Genomic DNA, 15,954 nt, shown 5'->3' with positions numbered 1-15,954 from the left:
GGCAAATATGCGATTTCGCCAATCAAATATTTTGTAACAGCTGTTACGAGTTGACTTGTGGCATGTATTATTACCTCTCCGAGGGGTAAAACATGCCTAAAGTCATCTTGCCAATTTTGTCCGCCGCGCTGCTGTCCTTGCCGGCTTTCGTTTCGGCGGCGCAGCTCACCGACGTGGAATCGCGCTGGCTGCAAGCCGGCGCTTCCGTGCTGGCTTACGCCAAGCAACAGCAGCTGCCCATCGACATCATCGTGCAGCCGCAAGCCCAGCCGGGTGCGGTGCCGCTGGCCATGGGCTTCGACGGCGGCCGCTGCAAACTGGTGCTGACCATGCGCGGCAACCCCGCTGCGGAAGACGTGTTGCAGACCGTTCCGGCCGCGCAGCGCGCGCTGATGATAGAGGCCATGACGGCGCACGAAGTGGCGCATTGCTGGCGCTACGCGCAGGGCGCCTGGCACTCGGTGCCGAGCGGCTTCCAGGAGCGCACGGCGGACGCGGCCCAGCCCCCCGAAATCCGGAAACTGACCCAGGAACTGCGCGACACCCGCCGCGAAGAAGGCTTTGCCGACCTGGTGGCGCTGGCATGGACGCAGCGCAGCCATCCCGGCCAGTATGCGCAGGTCTACAATTGGCTGCAGCAGGTGCGCGCGGCGCAGCCGGATAATCACGTGTCGCATGATACCGAGGCCTGGCTGGCGCTGGCGTCCCATGGCGCCGCCTTCGCGGACGGCGCCACGCCGTTCGAGCAAGCCCGTTCCTTGTGGAAGCAGGGCTTGCAAGCCACGGAGTAGGCTGTATCGGCTCCCGCCGATTTGATGAGTCTTGTGTTGGTTAGCGTACAGAGTGGATTTCGCCACAGGCGTTTAATCACTACGCTAACCATCACTTAGGGGGACTTATCATGAACAAACTCGTAATCCTTGCACTGGCAGGCGCCATCAGCAGTGGCTATGCCGTGGCCGACAACGATCCGGTTGCCTACAAGGCCATGAAGGACAAGGCCGCCGCTGAGTACAAAGCCGCCAAGGCGCAATGCAGCAGCCTGAAGGCCAATGCCAAGGACATCTGCCAGGAAGAGGCGAAAGTGGCCAGGGCCAAAGCCGAAGCCGACGCTGTGGCCCAGCACAAATCCGACGCCAAGGAAATCCGCAAGGCCCGCGAAGATGTGGCCGATGCCGAGTATGAACTGGCCAAGGAAAAATGCGACGACATGACCGGCAACGCCAAGAGCGCTTGCAAGCATGACGCCAAGGCTGCCAAGGATACGGCCATTGCCGACGCCCGCCGCGCCGATCCTACGCCTACCGTAGCCGAGCGCACCGCCGCCGCCACCGACACCATGCGCGACCGCACCGCCGCCACCACCGACAATATGCGTGACCGCACCGCCGCCACCACCACCACGGCTGCCGACACCACCCGCAGCGCCACTGCCGCCGCCGGCGACGCTGTCAGCGACACCGTCATTACCACCAAGGTGAAAGCCGACCTGGCTGCCGATCCCGGCGTGAAAGCCATGGACGTGCACGTGGAAACCGTGAAGGGCGTGGTCATGCTGAGCGGCTTTGTGCCTTCCAAGGCGGAGGCCGACAAGGCCGTGCAACTGGCTCGCGGCGTGAAGGGTGTGAGCGAAGTGAAAAGCTCCATCCAGGTGAAAAGCACCAAATAAATAAACGGCGCCGGGACAGGCCCGCCGGGCCGTCCCGTTCGCCCGGCCCGCGTCCGCGCGGGCTTTTCTTTGCTTGCTTAAATTATGATCGTAATTTAAAATCCTGTGGAATGCAGCATTGATTAACATTCCCCGAGGCCGCTTATGTTCGCTCACCCCCTCTCCGCCTGGCTCGCGCGCCGTGGCTGGCACTACTCCTGGGTCATCGTCGCCCTCACTTTCCTTACCGCACTGACCTCATCGGCCGCGCTCGGCCTGCCGGGGGCGCTGCTGCAGCCGCTCAGCAAGGAGTTCGGCTGGGACGTGGACCAGATTTCGTCCGCGCTGGCGGTGCGCTTCGCGCTGTTCGGCCTGATGGGGCCGTTCGCCGCCATCCTGATGGAGCGCTTCGGCCTGCGCAACGTGGTTGTGACGGCGCTGGGCCTGGTGGCCGCCGGCCTGGTGCTGGCCACCCGCATGAGCGAGTTCTGGCACCTGGTGGCGCTGTGGGGCGTGATGCTGGGCGTGGGCTCGGGCATGACGGCGCTGGTGCTGAGCGCGGTGGTGGCCAACCGCTGGTTTGAAACGCGGCGCGGCCTCATCATCGGCCTGCTGACGGCCAGCTCGGCCACCGGCCAGCTGGTGTTCCTGCCGCTGGGCGCCTGGCTGATAGAACGCTATGGCTGGCGCATGGCGCTGCTGCCGGTGTTCTTCGCCTGTTCGCTGGTGGCCGTGGCGGCGTTCTTCCTGATGCGCAACCGGCCGTCCGACGTGGGCCTGCTGCCGTTCGGCATGGACCCGGCAGCCGCCGCTGCCGCGCCGGCGCCCGCGCCGATGAAAATCACCTTCGGCACGCCGTTCGCCGTGCTGCGCAGCGTGTCCGGCAACCGCAGCTTCTGGATCCTGTTCGGCACCTTCTTCATCTGCGGCCTGAGCACCAACGGCCTGATCCAGACGCACTTCATTTCGCTGTGCGGCGACGCCGGCCTGTCGGCCGTGCCGGCCGCGTCGGTGCTGGCCATGATGGGGGCGTTCGACCTGATCGGCACCATCGGCTCGGGCTGGCTGTCGGACCGCTACGACAACCGCAAGCTGCTGTTCTGGTATTACGGCCTGCGCGGCCTGTCGCTGCTGTGGCTGCCGTATTCGGAATTCACCCTGTACGGGCTGTCGCTGTTCGCCATGTTCTATGGCCTGGACTGGATCGCCACCGTACCGCCCACCGTCAAGCTGGTTGGCGCCACTTTCGGCAAGGAGCGCGCGGGCATGGTGTTCGGGTGGGTGTTTGCCGGCCACCAGCTGGGCGCGGCGGTGGCGGCTTACGGCGCGGGGCGGGTGCGTACCTTGTGGTTCACCTACAACCCGGCGCTGTTCGCGGCCGGCGCGGCCTGCCTGGCGGCGGCGCTGCTGGTGCTGGCGATACGGCGGCAGCAGGCTGCCGCTGCTGCGGCGCCGGTCAAGGCCGCCGCGTAGTGCAAGGAAATCAGTTCGAGCCCGACACCTGGTGCAGCGCCGCCTCGGCCTGGCGGGCGTGCTTGGCTGCCGGGTAGCTGCGGTCCGCCATCAGGTTTTCCCAGAAATCGCGTTCCACGCGGTTGGCTGCCAGCTTGCCGTAGGGCTGGCCGTTGCTTTGCGCCACGGTCGCCTTCACCCATGCTTCATGCCGCGCCTTGACCACCTGGTAGTCGTGCGCGGAAGCCACCATGTCGTCCACGCCCTGGCGCTGGGCGGCGCTCAGGCGGAAACAGGCGCGCCACTCGCGCAGGGCTTTTTCCACCAGGCGCACGCTTTCCAGCGTGGTGGAGCGGACGGGAAAGTTCGGCTGCGCGCACGGCGATTTCTGCTGCGGATCGGTTTCCGCGCCGTGGGCGGCGCCGGCAAAAATCACGAACAAGGCAGCGTACAGCTGTTTCATTGAGATTCCCGGGTTAGTGAACTTGCACTTATTGTAACTTGCTCCTAGGGAAGTAGTATATATTTTTGTAACTTTTTTGCCACAGCGAATCGGCGTGGTGCTGTGGCTGTTTCGTCACTATACTGTGGGGAACAACAACAGTACTGGAGACGTGGTGGAGATGCATACATGAGCCGGTCCGGTTTCTTCGCGGCAGCCAGCCTGCTGCTGCCCGCGCTGGCGGCTGCGCAAGCCGATTATCCGAACACCTCCGCCATGGGCAGCGTGGCCGACCGCAACGCCGCCTGGTACCGCCAGTGCCTGAGCGTGCAGCATGTGCAGCCGCCCGCGCGCGAGCTGCCGCCGCCCGGTTCCCTGCATGGCCTGCGCCAGTGCGGCGCCGAAAACCTGTATTACGACACCCGCGCCCGCGCCGGCGCCACGCCGTCCGACTGGCAAAAGGTGCGCCACTGCGCCTACGCGGAAAGCGACGCCAGCGTGCTGATGATGCTGTACGCGAACGGCTACGGCGTGTCGCGCAATTACGACCTGGCCGTGCGCTACGCCTGCTCGCTGCCGGCCGCGCCGGCCGAAATGGACGGCCGCGTGGCGCACTTGAACGAACGCATGCAGCACCACGAGCCCCAGCCCTTCGACCAGTGCGACGACATCACCAGCGGTTTCATGGGCAACCAGTGCGCGGCCATCGAGCAAAGGCTGGACAGCAAGGAGCGCAGCAGCAAGCTGGCCGCGCTGATGAAGGGATGGCAGCCGGCGCAGCAGGCCGCCGCCGCCAGGCTGCAGCAGGCGCTGGAGCAGTTCGCGTCGCGCCGCGCCGACCAGGAGACCGACATGACCGGCACCTTGCGCGGCGCGCTGGCCATCGAGGCGCACGGCGTGGAGCTGGACCTGTTCGCGCACGACCTGCAGGACGCGGAGAAGGGCAAGCTGCCGCGCTATACCGAGCAGCAGTTCCAGCAGCTGGACAAGAAATTGAACCAGGTCTACCAGCGCCTGATGCAGCTGCCGCAGAAGGATGGCGAGCGGGGCTTCGGCTATGGCACGGTGACCAAGGAAGGGGTGACGGTCACGCAGCGCGCCTGGCTGGCCTACCGCGACGCCTGGGTGGCGCTGGGCGCGGCGCGCTACCCGGGGGTGGCGCCGCACGCGTGGAAGGCGCTGCTGACGCAGCGCCGTATCGAACAGCTGGAGGAGTTCGAATCCTGATTATTTCAGGTACTTCGCCAGCCAGCCGTGCACTTCGTTGTAGAAGTAGCGGCTGTTTTCCCCCTTCAGCACCCAGTGGTTCTCGTCCGGGAACACCACCAGCTTGCTCGGCGTGTTCAGGCGCTGCTGCGCGGCGAAGTTCATCAGCGCATTGTTGACCGGCACGCGGTAGTCCAGCTCGCCCACCGTGATCAGGATCGGGGTCTTGAAGCCCGTGCCTTTCTCGTGGTTACCGGCCTGCATGATCGGGCTCTGGTCGCGCCACACCGGCAGGTTGCTCCATACCGGGCCGCCGCTGTTCACCTCACGGCCGTACACGCTGTCGCTGGTACCCCATTGCATCACCAGGTCCATCTCGCCGGCGTGCGACACGATGGCCTTGTAGCGCGTGGTGGTGGCCTGCAGCCAGTTGGCCAGGTGGCCGCCGTAGCTGGCGCCGCCGGCGGCCAGCTTGCTGCCGTCGATGAAGCTATACTTGGCGATGGCTTCGTCCACCGCCTGGTTGATCTCCTCGCCCGGGCCTTTCAGCGGGTCGAACTGGATCGAGCGGGCGAATTCCTCGCCGTAGCCGGTGGAACCCTTGTAGTCGGTCAACAGCACGATGTAGCCCGGCTTGGCCAGCAGGTGGTAGTTCCAGCGCAGCACGAACTGGTCGCGCCACATATTGGCGGCGCCGCCGTGGATGACGGCGAACAGCGGGTACTTCTTGTTCGGGTCGAAATTGGCCGGCTTGACGATCATGTTGTGGATCTGGCGGCCGTCCGGCGTCTTGAACCAGAAGTGCTCGGGCGCCTGCCAGTCGATGCTGGCGGCTTTCTCCACGTTGAAGGAGGTCAGGCGCTTGGGGGCTTTGCCATTGAAAGCAAACACCTCGGGAGGGTTGATGGCCGACTCCCACACGCCCACCAGCGCCGTGCCGCCCGCGTTCAGCGAGTTGATGCTGCCGGTGGCAGCCGACGCTTCCGCTTTCACCTCGCCGCCCGCGTAGCCGATCGAATGCAGCTGCTCCAGGCCGGCGTGCTCGAAGGTGAAGTAGATGCGCTTGCCGTCCGACGGCAGTGCAAAGCGCGACACCGAGCGGTCCAGCGCGGCGGCCAGGATTTTCGGCTGCGGACTCGCGCCGTTGATGGGCCAGGAGAAGCTGGCCAGGCGGTCCAGGTCGTACACCTTGCCTTCGGTTTCGGCTTGCGTCAGGCACAGCAGGGTTTTGCCGTCCGGCGAGAACTTCAGGCTGCTGTAGCTGTGCTTGTCCGCCGTGAGCCTGGTGGCTTCGCCGCCGGTGGCTGGCAGCGAGAAGATCTGCGTGTAGGCCGAGGCGCGCGCCAGTTCGTCGCGGTTGGTCGAAGCGCTGAAGACGACCGACTTGCCGTCCGGCGCCCAGATCGCGTCCAGCGACTGGCCTTCGTCGCCCTGGCCGCCGCCGAAGCCCGGCATGGCCGCCAGCTTGCTGCCGGACAGGATGTCCTTGGGCTTGGCGCCGATCTGCGCGTCCATCACGAACAGGCGCACCAGCTTGTCGTCCAGCCACTTGTCGAAGAAGCGCGGCGGGAAGGTTTCGTAGGCGCGCGCGCTGTATTTGCGGTCCTTGCGTTCCTTGAAGGTTTTCTTGACCGATTCCTCGTCGGTGTTGCCGGGGAAGATGTCGCTGACGAACAGGATCTGCTTGCCGTCCGGGCTGAACTTGGGCGAGCGCGCGCCCAGGGTCAGGGTGGTGAGGCGCTGCGCCTCGCCGCCGCCGGCCACGTCGATGCGGTAGATCTGGCTTGCCTCGTCGCCGTCGCGCTTGGCGACGAAGATCAGCTGCTTGCTGTCCGGCGACCAGTTCAGGGCGCCTTCGCCGCCCTTGGAGAAGGTCAGGCGGCGCGGCGCGCTGTCGTCGGCGAGGGACTTGATCCACAGGTCGGACCATTGCTCCTTGCTGTCGTAGGCGGTGTCGGTGACGGCTAACACGGCCCACTTGCCATCCGGGCTGGGCACGGGCGCGCCGACGCGCTTCATCAGCCACACGTCTTCGTGGGTGATGGCGTGCTTGGCGGCGATGCCGGTGCTGACGGTCGCCGCTGCGGCCGGCGCGGTAGCGTCGGCGGCTTGGGCGGTGTGCGCCGCGCCGAAGCTGGCGGTAGCCAGCAGCAGGGCGGTCAGGGGATGGAGCAATCGGGTAGAGGTCATGTGCTAAGTCCGGCTTGGTGGATCGAAGCAGTAGATGGTGGGCAAAACCTTTACCTCTGTCAATCAGCCAATTGTTTCTCCAATGTATCCGCCGTGCCGCCGCAGGGGGCGCCACGGGCTGGCGCGGCGGCCAGTATCATGTCCGCTGCCTTTTCGGCAATGGCCACCGTGGGGGCGTTGGTGTTGCCGCCGATGAGGGTTGGCATGATGGACGCGTCCGCCACGCGCAAGCCTTGCAGGCCGTGCACGGCCAGCGTGTCGTCCACCACTGCCATGGGGTCGTGCCCCATTTTGCACGTGCCCACAGGGTGGTAAATGGTTTCCGCCTTGCGCCGGATGAAGTCGCGGATCTGGTCGTCGCTTTGCACCTGCGGGCCGGGCTGGATCTCGGCGCCGCGGTAGGGATCGAAGGCCGGCTGCGCGAGGAGGGCGCGCGCCGCTTTCACGCCGCGCACCAAGTTCTCCATGTCGTCCGGGTGCGACAGGTAATTCGGTTCGATCAGCGCATGCGCCATCGGGTCCGCGCTGTGCAGGCCGATGCGGCCCCGGCTTTTTGGACGCAGGTCGCACACGTGCAGGGCGTAGCCGTGGCCCAGCATGGTGGCCTTGGCGTGCGCCAGCGTGCGGCCGTGGCCGTCCAGCGTGGCCGGCGTGAAGTGGAACTGCAGGTCGGGCACGTCCAGTTCGGGGCGGCTCTTGACGAAGCCGCCGCCCTCGGCCGAGTTGGTGGTGTAGGGGCCACGGCGGCGGAACAGGTAGTTCAGCGTGTGCGCCGTCTGCGCCAGCAGGTTGCGCCACGAGATGCCGAGCGAAATATGCTGCGTGCTTTTCTGCACCAGCAGCACGTCCAGGTGATCCTGCAGGTTCTGGCCGACGCCGGGCAGTTCGTGCAGCAGCGGGATGCCGTGCCGCGCCAGCTCCTCCTTCGGCCCTATGCCGGACAGCATCAGCAGCTGCGGCGAATTGATGGCGCCGCCGGACAGGATCACTTCGCGCGCGGCCAGCGCCTCGTGCTGCCGGCCGTTCTTCAGATACGCCACGCCGCGCGCGCGCTTGCCGTCCATCAGCACCTTGGCGGCGTGCGCGCCGGTGATGACGGTGAGGTTGGGGCGCTGCAGCACCGGATGCAGATAGGCGCGCGCCACGCTCCAGCGTTCGCCGTTCTTTTGCGTCAGGTGGTAGCGGCCCAGGCCTTCCTGGCTGGCGCCGTTGAAATCGCCGTTGGCCGCATAGCCGGCCGCCAGGCCAGCGTCCAGGAACACTTGCGTGAGGGGATTGGGCGAGCGCTGCGCGCACACGTTCAGCGGGCCGCCGCTGCCATGGTAGTCGTCGGCGCCCGGCTCGTGGTGCTGCGAGCGCTTGAATAGGGGCAGCAGGTCTGCGTAGCTCCAGCCGCGGTTGCCGAGCGCGGCCCAGTGGTCGTAATCGCTGCGGTGGCCGCGCGTGTAGATCATGGCGTTGCTCGAGCTGCTGCCGCCCAGCGTTTTCCCCCGCGGCCAGAACAGCTGGCGGCCGTTCAGCTGCGCCTGCGGTTCCGTGTGGTAGCGCCAGTTCAGGGTCTTGCTCATCATCAGGAACAGTATGCCGATCGGCATGCGGATGAAGGGGCTGCTGTCGCGCGCCCCCGCCTCCAGCAGGCAGACCTTGACGGCCGGATCGGCAGACAGCCGGTTCGCCAGCACGCAGCCGGCCGACCCCGCGCCGACGATAACGTAGTCATACATATTCCGCTCCCTCATCTTTCCCATGCGCCGCAAGGCGGCCACCCCAGTGTTGCACACCCCGCCCGCCGCCGCAATTGCCCCAGGAGCCAATCTGCTGGCGCCGGATATTGACGCTGCTCAACCGGCGGTATGCCGAGGGATGGGGAGCTAGGACTGGGGCGCTACACTTGCGGCTATCGCGGCCATGCTGGCGGCGCTGGACAAGCATGGCGTGAAGGCGGCGCTGTTCGTCACGGCGGGCAACGGCGCGGACCGGCGGCTTCGAAATCGAAGCCTGGAAGCAGCAGTCTGCCCAGCCGCCTCAGCTGAATTAAGCCGAATTAAGCCAGCTTGCGCTGGCGCTGGATGCTCATCAGGATGCCGGCGCCTATGCCCAGCGTCATCAGCGCGGTGCCGCCGTAGCTGATGAAGGGCAGCGGCACGCCGACCACCGGCACGACGCCGCTCACCATGCCGATGTTGATGAAGGCGTAGGTGAAGAAGATCATGGTGATGGCGCCGCCCAGCAGGCGCGCGAACTGCGTGGTGGCGCCGGCGGTGATGGCCAGTCCGCGCGCGATCAGCAGGAAGTACAGGGAGAGCAGCACCGCAATGCCCAGCAGGCCGAATTCCTCGGCGTACACGGAGAAGATGAAGTCGGTGGTGCGCTCGGGCACGAAGCCGAGATGGCCCTGTGTGCCTTGCAGCCAGCCTTTGCCGTCCAGCCCGCCCGAGCCGATGGCGATGCCGGCCTGCTTGATCTGGAAGCCTTTGCCCAGCGGGTCGGCCTCGGGATCGAGCAGGGTCAGCACGCGCTGGCGCTGGTAATCGTGCAGCAGCGGCCAGGCGATGGGGATGCTGGCCGCGCCCGCCGCCACCAGCGCGGCCATGGCTTTCCACGACAGGCCGGCCAGCACGATCACGTAGCCGCCGGCCGCCAGCACCAGCAGCGCGGTGCCGAGGTCGGGCTGTTTCATGATGAGGGCGGCCGGGATCAGCAGCAGCACGCCGGCCACCGCGAAGGTCTTCCAGCGCTTCAGGCTGGCGTACTGGTGGAAGAACCACGCCAGCATCAGCGGCATGGCGATCTTCATCATTTCGGACGGCTGCATGTCGAAGCCGATATACAGCCAGCGCCGTGAACCCTTCTTGATCTCGCCCACCATGAACACCGCCAGCAGCAACAGCACGCCGGCCGCGTAGATGGGCGCGGCGTAGCGCATCAGCGTGGGCGGCGGCACGCTGGCTACCGCCCACATGATGCCCAGCGCGATCAGCACATTGCGCAGATGCAGGACGAAGCGGCCGGGGAAGTCGGCGCCGGCCGAGTACATGGTGAGCACGCCGGTGGCCAGCAGGAGCACGATGCACAGCGTGAGCTGCGGGTCCAGCACGGCGAACAGCGCCTTGATACGGCGCGGCATCAGAGCATGCCTTGCGCGCCGCGCACCGCCTGCAGCCAGATCAGGCGCCCAGCCAGGGCCAGCAGACCCACCAGCGCAATGGCGGCGAGGATGCGCAGGCGGCGGCGGAAACGGCGGTCTTCTTGTTGCTGGCTCATGGTTGTTCTCTCTTGGAAAGATGTTATTTTAACATGTCGGGAAATTTTACAGCGTTTGCGCGCCCATTCCCGCCGTAAGCCGTATTTTCCTTGAGGTAATTCAGTTTCCCTGTCGGAAAACTTTACACCCAGCACTTGCTCCCCCGGGGAAACATGGCGGCATGCAATTTGCTTGTTTTATGGTAATAACTTATTCTTCATGGAAAAATATATGACCGCTCTGAAACGCTGCCTCGCCCAACTGTGCGTCTGCCTGCCCCTGCTGTTCGCCGCCGGCGCCAGCCACGCCACGATGATCGGCCAATGGACCTTCGAAGGCAGCAACGTGCTGGCCGACTCGACCGGCAATTTCGGCAACCTGCAACTGCGCGGCAACGCCAGCATCGCCAACGGCAAGCTGACGGTCGACGGCAGCGGCACCAGCGCACTGGGCTGGGCACGCACCACCGGTTATAACGGCGCCGCCATCACCAGCAAGACGCTGGTCGTGTGGGGCCAGCTGACCGGGCTGAGCAACGCCGCCAACGCCGGTTCGCTGATGACCATCGACAAGATCGGCAGCGACAACTTCGACGGCATCATCTTCGGCGAAAACCAGGCCAATACCTGGATGAACGGCAGCAGCAACGGCTGGCGCAACAACCCCTTCAACCCGGGCTACACGGAAAACTCGATCAACAACCTGATCCAGATGGCGATCAGCTACCAGGATTTCGGCAACGGCTCGCTGCGCATCACCGGCTACCGCAACGGTGTGAACATCGGCAGCTACCTGGCCAATAACGCCGCCAGCTGGACCGCCAACGACACCGAGATCCTGTTCGGCATCCGCCACGCCAATGCCGCCGCTTCCGGCCCTGGCGGTCTGGACGCCGTCATCAGCGAAGCGCGCATCTACAACACCGCGCTGAGCCAGGCCGAAATCCAGGCGCTGCGCATGAACGCGGTGCCGGAACCGGGCACGCTGGCCATGTTCGGCCTGGGCATGGGCCTGCTGGCGCTGGCGCGCAAACGCCGCGCGCGCAAGTAAGCAGCAAGCCGCTCAGGCAAACCGTTCGCGGTATTCGCTGGGCAGTACGCCCAGCTGTTTTGCGAACGCGCGGCGCAGGTTGTATTCGGTGCCGAAACCGGACAGCCGCGCCACCTGCTTGACGCTGCAGCCGGCCGACTCCAGCAGCCGGCAGGCAGTTTCCATCCGCACCCGCGCCAGCAGCTGCGCGGGCGAGGCTCCGGTCTCCTCGCGCAGGCGGCGGTGCAGGCTGCGCGCCGACAGCGCCATCGCCTCCGCCATCCTTTCCACATCGATTTCCTCCGCCGCGCGCGGCCGCAGCCACTGCGTGAGCTGGTGCGCCAGGCCGCCGCCGCTGGACTGCGCCAGCAGTTCCGCGCTGAACTGGCGCTGCCCGCCGGGCCGCTTGTGGTACACCACCAGCCGCTTGGCGGCGCCGATGGACGCGGCGCGGCCCAGGTCTTCCTCCACCAGGCTCAGGCAAAGGTCGATGCCGGCCGTGATGCCGGCCGACGTGTAGACCGGCCCGTCCTTGACGTAGATGGCGTCGTCCTGCACCTGCACTGCGGGGTATTCGCGCCGCAGGCTGTCCACGTCCTGCCAGTGCGTGACGGCGCGGCGTCCCGCCAGCAGGCCCGCCTCGGCCAGCAGGAAGGCGCCGGTGCAGACCGAGGCGCAGCGCCGCGCCACGCGCGCGGCCGCCGCCACCCAGTCCACCAGCGCCGGCTCGGCGAGCGCAGCGCGCACGCCGCGTCCGCCGGAGACGATCAGCGTGGCGCCTTGCAGCGCGGCGGGCGGGGGCAGCGGGGCGGTCATCACGGCCGCGCCGGAGCAGGACGCCACCGGCCCGCCGTGCAGCGACACCAGTTCGACGCCGTAGGCCGGCGGACTGCCTGCGTCGCGGCAGCCGTCGTTGGCGGTGGAAAAGACCTGCGCCGGCCCGGTGGCGTCCAGCAGCAGGAAGTCGGGGAAAACCATGATCCAGACCATGGCCGGAGCCACGGCGTTTGGCGGTTTTTCAATGTTCAATGTCATGAATGCCAAGTCTAGCACGGCTACACTGGCCGGACATTCACCCACTGGAGTAACCATGCTGGAACTGAGACCGGGCTGCGAGCACTGCGATAAGGACCTGCCGCCGGCAGCGCCCGACGCGCGCATTTGCAGCTACGAATGCACCTTCTGCGCCGATTGCGTCGAGGGCGTGCTGGCCAATGTGTGCCCCAACTGCGGCGGCGGCTTCGAACGGCGCCCGGTGCGGCCGGCGCGCAACTGGAAGAACAACAATTACCTGGGCAACGATCCGGCGCGCACCGAGCCGAAGCACCGCCCGGTGGACGCGGCGGCGCACGCGGCTTTCGCCGCGCAGCTGGCCGCGATAGCGCCGGCGGAGCGTTAGGAGCGCTGGGCGCGTCGGCGGCGTACTAACGCCAGCGCCAGCAGGCCGCCGCCCAGGATGGCCACGGTGCCCGGTTCCGGCACCGAGTTGGCGTTGGCCACGCGCGCGAACACGTCCAGGCCGCCGTGGCTGATGCTCAGGGCGCCGTGCAGGCCGCCTGCGCCATAACTGGCTTCGCCCCACAGGATCTCTTTGCAGTTCTGCGCGCAATGTATGCCTTCCAGCGTGATCCACGGGTCTTCAGGGTAGGCGCCAGCGCGCGACAGTACGTTGCCGACAACGGTGCTGCCCAGGTCGACGCCGTCGCGTCCCGCATTGAGCCAGCGCAGGTTAGGATTGAAATTGCGGCCCCGGGCTTGCACCAGGCCGAAAATCTCCGCATAGGAAGCCAGGCCCCAGGTCTTGCGGTCGCCGGTGATGAACAGGATCTCGGTGGCGCCGGGCAGGGCTTTCCAGAAGTCGGTGGCGTCGCTGAAAGTGCAGCTGCCCGACAGATTCAAGTCGCACTGGCCGTTGAAAATGCCGTTGTCGGAACGGCCCACCTGGGTCCAGCCACTGAGGATGGGGGAGGCGGCGGCGCTGGATAAAAGGCCGGCGGAGGCGAACAGCACGCCGATGAGGCGGGACTTGAAAGTCTTAAGCATACGTATATATTTCCTGGTTATTATTACTGGTTACAAAAAATGCATTGTAAAACTATTATATCCACAGTGCAATTTTAATGTTCATAAAGTAACTTTCATGAGGATAGCCGGTGCGTATGTCTGCGTCTTTAATTTGTCTGGCTGCAGTGCTGCTGGCCGCGGCGCTGCCGGTGGCGGCGCAAACGGCATGCGAAGCCGAAGCCGTGCCCGCGCCGCTGCTGGGCGCGCCCCTGGTGGTGCTGGGCGAAGTGCACGGCACGGAACAGGTGCCCGCCTTCCTGGCACGCTATGTGTGCGCGGCGGCGTCGGGCGGCAAGCCGGTCAAACTGGCGCTGGAAATACCGGCCGAGGAACAGGCGCGGCTGGACGCCTTCATGGGCGGCGCCGGCACGGCGGACGAGCAGGCGGCGCTGCTGGCCGGGCCGTTCTGGCGGCGCCCCTTCCAGGACGGGCGCTCCAGCCAGGCCATGCTGCGCATGCTGGAAGCGGTGCGCAAGATGCGCGCGGCGGGCGCACCGGTGGACGTTATCGCCAATGACAGCGGCGGGGCAGGGCGGGAAGCCGGCATGGCGCAGCAGCTGCGCGCTGCCATTGCGCGCCACAGCGGCAGCGCCTTCGTGGTGCTGACCGGCGGCTTGCACGCCACTCGCACGCGCGGCAACCGCTTCAATCCCAATTTTGAATCGATGACTTATCTGCTGGCCGACCTGAAGCCGCTGTCGCTGACGGTGGTCACGGACGGCGGCAGCGCCTGGGTCTGCACCGGGCCGTCGGCGGCGGCCTGCGGCGCGAAGAGCTGGACCGTCAACCTGGGGGCGCGCCCCGCGGCGGGCAGCGTGGCGCTGGACGCGCCCACGCCGCAATTCGACGGCAGCTTCCACGTGGGCGCAACCACCGCTTCGCCGCCGGCGGTGCCGCTGTGAAGCGTTACCGGTAGCCTACTCCTCGGCGGCCGGAGTGATGCTCGTGCTCACTTTTCCGGCCTCGTCCAGCATCTGGATTTCAGCGCCGAACGCGGACAGGTCATCCAGGTACCGCAGCACCTTGTTGACGGACGAACGCACACGACGCATGCCGGCCAGTTCGAACTTGCGCATGAATATTGCAGAATTTTTAAGGAAAGGGCGTGCAAGCCCCCGGTTGCAGCAACAAGCCAGTAACCAAAGGTGACAACAAGAGAGCTTGTTGGTGGAATAGCTGGCAGTGGCGTCAGTGGCCTCAACGCTTGCCATCTGGACTGGCAACGCCGCTGGCCGCGCTGCTGGCGCGCGCCAGGCTTGAGCGCGCGCCGGCCACTGCCTGCAGGCGTTCCTGCAGGTAGTTGCTCAGGCGCGGATGCTGGCTGAACGCGACGTTGAAGCGGATGTGCCGGTCCGGCGTGTCGTTCGCCGAGAAGGCGGCGCCGCGCATCAGCAGGATCTTGTTGCGGTAGGCGTCCTGCACCAGCAAGTCCACGTCCAGGCCTTCCGGCATGGTGCCCCACAGGAAAAGGCCCGCGTCCCCGGGCTGCTCGAACAGCACGCCCGCCGCGCTCAACTGGCGCGTGCTGGCGTTGCGCGCCGCCATGATCTTGCGCTGCAGGCGGTCCAGATGTTTGCGCAGGCCGCCGGCCCTGAGCACTTCCAGCAGCACGTATTCGTTCAGCGCCGGCGTCGTCATGATGGAATGGATCTTGGTGCGCATCAGCACCTTGAGCAAGGCCGGCGCGGCGGCCAGGTAGCCCATGCGCAAGGCAGGACTGAGCGCCTTGCAAAAGCTGGAGTAGTAGATCACGCCGTCCAGCCCGGACAAGGACGCCAGCCGCGTGCTGTGGCCTTGCTGGAAATGGCCGTGCACGTCGTCCTCGGCGATCAGGAAACCGTACTGCTGCGCCAGTATCAGCAGCTTGTGCAGATTGGCCGCGCTGCTGCTCCAGCCGGTGGGGTTGTGCAAGGCCGTCTGCACGAACAGCAGGCGCGGGCGGTGCTCGCGGCAGGCGGCCTCCAGGGCGTCCAGGTCCAGGCCATCGGGGCGGCGCTTGATCGGCACCAGGCGCATGCCGTCCTGGCGCAGCCTGCCGAACATCAGGAAGTAGCCGGGGTCCTCCACCAGCACGGTGTCGCCGGGCTGCAGAAAACTGCGGCAGATCAGGTCGATCGCATGGGTGCTGCCGAAGGTGGTGAGGATATGGCCGGCGTCGAAGGACGCGCCGATGCCGCGCAACAGCAGTGCGATCTGCTCGCGCAGTTCCGGCAGTCCCTGGGGCGGACAGCGCGAGGCCATGCCGGCGGCGCTGCGCGACAAGGCCTTTTGCACGGTGGTGGCGGGCACCGCGTCCTGCAGCCAGGTGGGCGGCAAGGCGCCGCTGCTGGCCAGCAGGATGCCGCTGCGCTGATCGTTCGACTGCTGCGCCAGCCATACCGGCTCCTGCTCCTCGCCCGCTTCCAGCGCCACCTCGTCGGGAATCGACCTGGCGGCGTCGTTCGTGGAGCAGACGAAGAATCCCGCCGTGCCATGCGTATCGATCACGCCTGCCGCCACCAGCCTGTCGTAGGCCGCCACCACGGTATTGGTGCTCACTGCCAGCTGGGTGGCGAGCTGGCGTATCGACAGCAGCTTGGCGCCGCCGGGCAAGGCCCGGCTCTCGACCATGTGGCGCAGCTTGGTCTCAATCTGCTTGGACAGGGCGATGGGGGAGGAGCGGTCGATGGAGAACATGGC

The 15,954-nt window shown here is 66.4% G+C and carries 16 protein-coding genes; 7 read left to right on the top strand and 9 right to left on the bottom strand.

Translation table 11 applies throughout. The features are described 5' to 3' along the window. Window positions 1-92: 92 nt before the first annotated feature. From AC56DV_RS02370 to AC56DV_RS02360, 3 genes are all read left to right on the top strand, one after another. Entirely contained in the window at window positions 93-791 is a 699-nt protein-coding gene (locus AC56DV_RS02370) for a hypothetical protein (RefSeq protein WP_496312696.1), read from the top strand. 110 nt (window positions 792-901) lie between these two features. Further along, window positions 902-1,669 (top strand): BON domain-containing protein, encoded by a 768-nt coding sequence (locus AC56DV_RS02365; RefSeq protein ID WP_496312695.1) that lies wholly within the window; start codon window positions 902-904, stop codon window positions 1,667-1,669. A gap of 144 nt (window positions 1,670-1,813) precedes the next feature. Continuing rightward, entirely contained in the window at window positions 1,814-3,121 is a 1,308-nt protein-coding gene (locus tag AC56DV_RS02360; protein ID WP_496312694.1) for an MFS transporter, read from the top strand. 10 nt (window positions 3,122-3,131) lie between these two features. Here AC56DV_RS02360 and AC56DV_RS02355 read toward each other — a convergent pair whose 3' ends face one another. Continuing rightward, the gene (locus AC56DV_RS02355) at window positions 3,132-3,563 is read right to left on the bottom strand and encodes a hypothetical protein (RefSeq protein WP_496312693.1); all 432 of its coding nucleotides are present in this window, start codon (window positions 3,561-3,563) and stop codon (window positions 3,132-3,134) included. Between the two features lie 168 nt (window positions 3,564-3,731). Here AC56DV_RS02355 and AC56DV_RS02350 point away from each other — a divergent pair, with 168 nt between their 5' ends. Continuing rightward, complete coding sequence (locus AC56DV_RS02350; protein ID WP_496312692.1) at window positions 3,732-4,769, top strand: lysozyme inhibitor LprI family protein; 1,038 nt, start codon at window positions 3,732-3,734, stop codon at window positions 4,767-4,769. Here AC56DV_RS02350 and AC56DV_RS02345 read toward each other — a convergent pair whose 3' ends face one another. From AC56DV_RS02345 to AC56DV_RS02330, 4 genes are all read right to left on the bottom strand, one after another. Further along, the gene (locus AC56DV_RS02345; RefSeq protein ID WP_496312691.1) at window positions 4,770-6,938 is read right to left on the bottom strand and encodes a dipeptidyl-peptidase 5; all 2,169 of its coding nucleotides are present in this window, start codon (window positions 6,936-6,938) and stop codon (window positions 4,770-4,772) included. It lies immediately after the preceding gene. A gap of 59 nt (window positions 6,939-6,997) precedes the next feature. Beyond that, the gene (locus tag AC56DV_RS02340; RefSeq protein ID WP_496312690.1) at window positions 6,998-8,662 is read right to left on the bottom strand and encodes a GMC family oxidoreductase; all 1,665 of its coding nucleotides are present in this window, start codon (window positions 8,660-8,662) and stop codon (window positions 6,998-7,000) included. Window positions 8,663-8,982: 320 nt separating this feature from the next. Continuing rightward, the gene (gene rodA, locus AC56DV_RS02335; protein WP_496312689.1) at window positions 8,983-10,065 is read right to left on the bottom strand and encodes a rod shape-determining protein RodA; all 1,083 of its coding nucleotides are present in this window, start codon (window positions 10,063-10,065) and stop codon (window positions 8,983-8,985) included. Then, window positions 10,065-10,202, bottom strand: a complete 138-nt coding sequence (locus tag AC56DV_RS02330) for a hypothetical protein (protein ID WP_496312688.1) — start codon at window positions 10,200-10,202, stop codon at window positions 10,065-10,067. The genes rodA and AC56DV_RS02330 overlap by 1 nt, the downstream gene beginning before the upstream one ends. Before the next feature lie 211 nt (window positions 10,203-10,413). Here AC56DV_RS02330 and AC56DV_RS02325 point away from each other — a divergent pair, with 211 nt between their 5' ends. Beyond that, the gene (locus AC56DV_RS02325) at window positions 10,414-11,232 is read left to right on the top strand and encodes a LamG-like jellyroll fold domain-containing protein (protein ID WP_496312687.1); all 819 of its coding nucleotides are present in this window, start codon (window positions 10,414-10,416) and stop codon (window positions 11,230-11,232) included. Window positions 11,233-11,244: 12 nt separating this feature from the next. Here the strand turns inward: AC56DV_RS02325 and AC56DV_RS02320 are convergent, their stop codons facing one another. After that, window positions 11,245-12,189 (bottom strand): GlxA family transcriptional regulator, encoded by a 945-nt coding sequence (locus AC56DV_RS02320; RefSeq protein ID WP_496312686.1) that lies wholly within the window; start codon window positions 12,187-12,189, stop codon window positions 11,245-11,247. Between the two features lie 112 nt (window positions 12,190-12,301). On the opposite strand from AC56DV_RS02320, the gene AC56DV_RS02315 reads away from it, so the two are divergent. Further along, entirely contained in the window at window positions 12,302-12,610 is a 309-nt protein-coding gene (locus tag AC56DV_RS02315) for a DUF1272 domain-containing protein (protein WP_496312685.1), read from the top strand. On the opposite strand, the gene AC56DV_RS02310 is transcribed toward AC56DV_RS02315, so the two are convergent. Then, window positions 12,607-13,254 (bottom strand): PEP-CTERM sorting domain-containing protein, encoded by a 648-nt coding sequence (locus tag AC56DV_RS02310; protein WP_496312684.1) that lies wholly within the window; start codon window positions 13,252-13,254, stop codon window positions 12,607-12,609. The genes AC56DV_RS02315 and AC56DV_RS02310 overlap by 4 nt on opposite strands. Window positions 13,255-13,370: 116 nt before the next feature. Between AC56DV_RS02310 and AC56DV_RS02305 the strand changes: the two genes are divergently transcribed. Further along, complete coding sequence (locus AC56DV_RS02305) at window positions 13,371-14,177, top strand: TraB/GumN family protein (protein ID WP_496312683.1); 807 nt, start codon at window positions 13,371-13,373, stop codon at window positions 14,175-14,177. Window positions 14,178-14,192: 15 nt separating this feature from the next. On the opposite strand, the gene AC56DV_RS02300 is transcribed toward AC56DV_RS02305, so the two are convergent. Beyond that, window positions 14,193-14,351, bottom strand: coding sequence for a hypothetical protein (locus AC56DV_RS02300; protein WP_496312682.1), 159 nt, complete (start codon window positions 14,349-14,351; stop codon window positions 14,193-14,195). 121 nt (window positions 14,352-14,472) lie between these two features. Then, window positions 14,473-15,951, bottom strand: a complete 1,479-nt coding sequence (locus tag AC56DV_RS02295) for an aminotransferase-like domain-containing protein (protein ID WP_496312681.1) — start codon at window positions 15,949-15,951, stop codon at window positions 14,473-14,475. Between the last annotated feature and the right edge of the window lie 3 nt (window positions 15,952-15,954).

Source organism: Massilia sp. BGA-UO-ETr-WB1 (assembly GCF_059567845.1).
This window is presented reverse-complemented; position numbering and strand designations above follow the sequence as displayed.